Origin of the sequence: Lactococcus formosensis (assembly GCF_018403745.1) — a bacterium.
Classification (GTDB): domain Bacteria; phylum Bacillota; class Bacilli; order Lactobacillales; family Streptococcaceae; genus Lactococcus; species Lactococcus formosensis.
In genome coordinates, this window is sequence record NZ_BOVP01000015.1 from 1 (window position 1) to 5,208 (window position 5,208).

The window sequence follows — 5,208 nt, forward strand, 5'->3', positions numbered from 1 at the left end:
AAAAAAGGACAGTTTATTCTTGACAGAAGGGAGTGAGTTTGATAGAATATAATAGTTGTCGCGAGAGAGCACATCTCAAGTGAGAGCGATAGACCTTTGAAAACTGAATAAAGTAGAATGACTATATGCGAGAAGTTAACTTCTTGTATACCAACTGTCAATTCAATAATGAAAGACAAAAACAACAGCCAGTTCATTTGATGGACTAAATTTAAATGAGAGTTTGATCCTGGCTCAGGACGAACGCTGGCGGCGTGCCTAATACATGCAAGTCGAGCGATGATTGAAGATAGCTTGCTATTTTCATGAAGAGCGGCGAACGGGTGAGTAACGCGTGGGAAATCTGCCGAGTAGCGGGGGACAACGTTTGGAAACGAACGCTAATACCGCATAACAATGAGAATCGCATGATTCTTATTTGAAAGAAGCAATTGCTTCACTACTTGATGATCCCGCGTTGTATTAGCTAGTTGGTAGTGTAAAGGACTACCAAGGCGACGATACATAGCCGACCTGAGAGGGTGATCGGCCACACTGGGACTGAGACACGGCCCAGACTCCTACGGGAGGCAGCAGTAGGGAATCTTCGGCAATGGGGGCAACCCTGACCGAGCAACGCCGCGTGAGTGAAGAAGGTTTTCGGATCGTAAAACTCTGTTGTTAGAGAAGAACGTTAAGTAGAGTGGAAAATTACTTAAGTGACGGTATCTAACCAGAAAGGGACGGCTAACTACGTGCCAGCAGCCGCGGTAATACGTAGGTCCCAAGCGTTGTCCGGATTTATTGGGCGTAAAGCGAGCGCAGGTGGTTTCTTAAGTCTGATGTAAAAGGCAGTGGCTCAACCATTGTGTGCATTGGAAACTGGGAGACTTGAGTGCAGGAGAGGAGAGTGGAATTCCATGTGTAGCGGTGAAATGCGTAGATATATGGAGGAACACCGGAGGCGAAAGCGGCTCTCTGGCCTGTAACTGACACTGAGGCTCGAAAGCGTGGGGAGCAAACAGGATTAGATACCCTGGTAGTCCACGCCGTAAACGATGAGTGCTAGCTGTAGGGAGCTATAAGTTCTCTGTAGCGCAGCTAACGCATTAAGCACTCCGCCTGGGGAGTACGACCGCAAGGTTGAAACTCAAAGGAATTGACGGGGGCCCGCACAAGCGGTGGAGCATGTGGTTTAATTCGAAGCAACGCGAAGAACCTTACCAGGTCTTGACATCCCGATGCTATCCTTAGAGATAAGGAGTTACTTCGGTACATCGGTGACAGGTGGTGCATGGTTGTCGTCAGCTCGTGTCGTGAGATGTTGGGTTAAGTCCCGCAACGAGCGCAACCCTTATTACTAGTTGCCATCATTAAGTTGGGCACTCTAGTGAGACTGCCGGTGATAAACCGGAGGAAGGTGGGGATGACGTCAAATCATCATGCCCCTTATGACCTGGGCTACACACGTGCTACAATGGATGGTACAACGAGTCGCCAACCCGCGAGGGTGCGCTAATCTCTTAAAACCATTCTCAGTTCGGATTGCAGGCTGCAACTCGCCTGCATGAAGTCGGAATCGCTAGTAATCGCGGATCAGCACGCCGCGGTGAATACGTTCCCGGGCCTTGTACACACCGCCCGTCACACCACGGAAGTTGGGAGTACCCAAAGTAGGTTGCCTAACCGCAAGGAGGGCGCTTCCTAAGGTAAGACCGATGACTGGGGTGAAGTCGTAACAAGGTAGCCGTATCGGAAGGTGCGGCTGGATCACCTCCTTTCTAAGGAATATAAAAAAGATGTCTTCTACTTTATTCAGTTTTGAGGGGTCTATAAAGACCAAACAAGCAGTCTTTTGATGCAAGATAGAGAAGATTGCGTTGAGAGAAGGGGCCTTAGCTCAGCTGGGAGAGCGCCTGCTTTGCACGCAGGAGGTCAGCGGTTCGATCCCGCTAGGCTCCATAAGATACGAAAGTGTCTTGTCAACGAAGACGTTAAAATAGGCATTGATCATTGAAAACTAAATAACAATATCTTATAACGATAAATAAACCGAGAAATGTTTAAAACATTTCTGTAAAGCTGCGAATTATTTTAAATAGTTCGAAAAAACTTATACTTGTTTTAATGGCAAAGTTAATAAGGGCGCACGGTGGATGCCTTGGCATTAAGAGCCGATGAAGGACGTGACTAACGACGATATTCTAGGGGGAGCAGTAAGTACGCATTGATCCCTAGGTCTCCGAATGGGGAAACCCACTATGTTATGCATAGTATCCGTAAGTGAATACATAGCTTACGCGAAGGTAACGCAGAGAACTGAAACATCTAAGTACCTGCAGGAAGAGAAAGTAAAAACGATTTCCTAAGTAGCGGCGAGCGAACGGGAAACAGGCCAAACCAAGAAGCTTGCTTCTTGGGGTTGTAGGACTGCAACGTGGACTTAAAGTCTATAGAAGAATTACCTGGGAAGGTAAGCCAAAGAGAGTAATAGCCTCGTATTTGAAATAGACTTTATACCTAGCAGTATCCTGAGTAGGGCTGGACACGCGAAATCCAGTTTGAATCCGGGAGGACCATCTCCCAAGCCTAAATACTCCTTAATGACCGATAGTGAACCAGTACCGTGAGGGAAAGGTGAAAAGAACCCCGGGAGGGGAGTGAAATAGCACCTGAAACCGTGTGCCTACAAGAAGTTCGAGCCCGTCAATGGGTGAGAGCGTGCCTTTTGTAGAATGAACCGGCGAGTTACGTTATGATGCGAGGTTAAGCTGAAGAGGCGGAGCCGTAGCGAAAGCGAGTCTGAATAGGGCGCTTTAGTATCATGATGTAGACCCGAAACCTAGTGACCTATCCATGAGCAGGTTGAAGGTGCGGTAAGACGCACTGGAGGACCGAACCAGGACACGTTGAAAAGTGTTTGGATGACTTGTGGATAGCGGAGAAATTCCAAACGAACTGGGAGATAGCTGGTTCTCTCCGAAATAGCTTTAGGGCTAGCGTCGCAATTTAAGTGTATTGGAGGTAGAGCACTGTTTGGATGAGGGGCCCATCTCGGGTTACCAATTTCAGATAAACTCCGAATGCTAATACACATGTGCGGCAGTCAGACTGCGAGTGCTAAGATCCGTAGTCGAAAGGGAAACAGCCCAGACCACCAGCTAAGGTCCCAAAATATATGTTAAGTGGAAAAGGATGTGGGGTTGCACAGACAACTAGGATGTTAGCTCAGAAGCAGCTATCATTCAAAGAGTGCGTAATAGCTCACTAGTCGAGTGACCCTGCGCCGAAAATGTACCGGGGCTAAACATATTACCGAAGCTGTGGATTTAATATTAATTAAATGGTAGGAGAGCGTTGTAATCAGCGATGAAGGTATACCGTGAGGGGTGCTGGAGCGATTACAAGTGAGAATGCCGGTATGAGTAGCGCAAGATAAGTGAGAATCTTATCCACCGTAAGACTAAGGTTTCCAGGGGAAGGCTCGTCCGCCCTGGGTTAGTCGGGACCTAAGGCGAGGCCGAAAGGCGTAGTCGATGGACAACAGGTTGATATTCCTGTACTAGTATTGTTAGTGATGGAGGGACGCAGTAGGCTAAAGGGAGCCAGTTAATGGATTCTGGTCTAAGCAGTGAGGTGTGGAATGTGTCAAATGCATTTTCCTTTAACATTGAGCTGTGATGGGGAAGCAACTACGGTTGCGAAGCCCTTGATGTCACACTGCCAAGAAAATCTTCTAGCGTTTAATTCAATACTACCCGTACCGCAAACCGACACAGGTAGTCGAGGCGAGTAGCCTCAGGTGATCGAGAGAACTCTCGTTAAGGAACTCGGCAAAATGACCCCGTAACTTCGGGAGAAGGGGTGCTGTAGAAATACAGCCGCAGTGAAAAGATCCAAGCAACTGTTTATCAAAAACACAGCTCTCTGCTAAACCGCAAGGTGATGTATAGGGGGTGACGCCTGCCCGGTGCTGGAAGGTTAAGAGGAGGGGTTAGCTTAGGCGAAGCTCTGAATTGAAGCCCCAGTAAACGGCGGCCGTAACTATAACGGTCCTAAGGTAGCGAAATTCCTTGTCGGGTAAGTTCCGACCCGCACGAAAGGCGTAATGATTTGGATACTGTCTCAACGAGAGACTCGGTGAAATTTTAGTACCTGTGAAGATGCAGGTTACCCGCGACAGGACGGAAAGACCCCATGGAGCTTTACTGCAGATTGATATTGAGTACCTGTGAAGCATGTACAGGATAGGTAGGAGACTTTGACCTTGGGACGCTAGTTTCAAGTGAGTCGCTGTTGGGATACTACCCTTGCTTCATGGTTGCTCTAACCCACACGCATAATCGGCGTGGGAGACAGTGTCTGTCGGGCAGTTTGACTGGGGCGGTCGCCTCCTAAAGAGTAACGGAGGCGCCCAAAGGTTCCCTCAACATGGTTGGAAATCATGTGTAGAGTGTAAAGGTATAAGGGAGCTTGACTGCGAGAGCTACAACTCGAGCAGGTAGGAAACTAGGGCTTAGTGATCCGGTGGTACCGCATGGAAGGGCCATCGCTCAACGGATAAAAGCTACCCTGGGGATAACAGGCTTATCTCCCCCAAGAGTTCACATCGACGGGGAGGTTTGGCACCTCGATGTCGGCTCGTCGCATCCTGGGGCTGTAGTCGGTCCCAAGGGTTGGGCTGTTCGCCCATTAAAGCGGCACGCGAGCTGGGTTCAGAACGTCGTGAGACAGTTCGGTCCCTATCCGTCGCGGGCGTAGGAAATTTGAGAGGATCTGCCCTTAGTACGAGAGGACCGGGGTGGACTTACCGCTGGTGTACCAGTTGTTCCGCCAGGAGCACCGCTGGGTAGCTATGTAGGGAAGGGATAAGCGCTGAAAGCATCTAAGTGCGAAGCCCACCTCAAGATGAGATTTCCCATTCTTTATGAATTAAGAGCCCTGAGAGATGATCAGGTTGATAGGCTGGAAGTGGAAGTCCTGCGAGGGATGGAGCGGACCAGTACTAATAGCTCGAGGACTTTACCAAGTAATAGAACATATGAGTTTAGCTTTACTTATTTATCAAGAAATTGTTATTTAGTTTTGAGTGTTCAATACATTCAGACCATGATTTGGTATTCATTGCATAGGAGATACACCTGTTCCCATGTCGAACACAGAAGTTAAGTCCTATTACGCCGGAAGTAGTTGGGGGTTGCCCCCTGTGAGATATGGTAAATGCCAAGT

1 tRNA gene and 3 rRNA genes are annotated in these 5,208 nt (G+C 48.5%); all 4 read left to right on the top strand.

What is annotated here, in order from left to right:
* Nucleotides 1-211: 211 nt before the first annotated feature.
* The 4 genes from KJS37_RS10305 (at nt 212) to rrf (ending at nt 5,208) form a co-directional block, all read left to right on the top strand.
* A 16S ribosomal RNA gene (locus KJS37_RS10305) occupies nt 212-1,760 on the top strand.
* Nucleotides 1,761-1,868: 108 nt separating this feature from the next.
* A tRNA-Ala gene (locus KJS37_RS10310) sits at nt 1,869-1,941 on the top strand.
* Between the two features lie 167 nt (nt 1,942-2,108).
* Nucleotides 2,109-5,008 (top strand): 23S ribosomal RNA (locus KJS37_RS10315).
* Between the two features lie 84 nt (nt 5,009-5,092).
* Nucleotides 5,093-5,208, top strand: a 5S ribosomal RNA gene (rrf, locus tag KJS37_RS10320).
* The 16S, 23S and 5S rRNA genes sit together here with 1 tRNA gene alongside, the layout of an rRNA operon.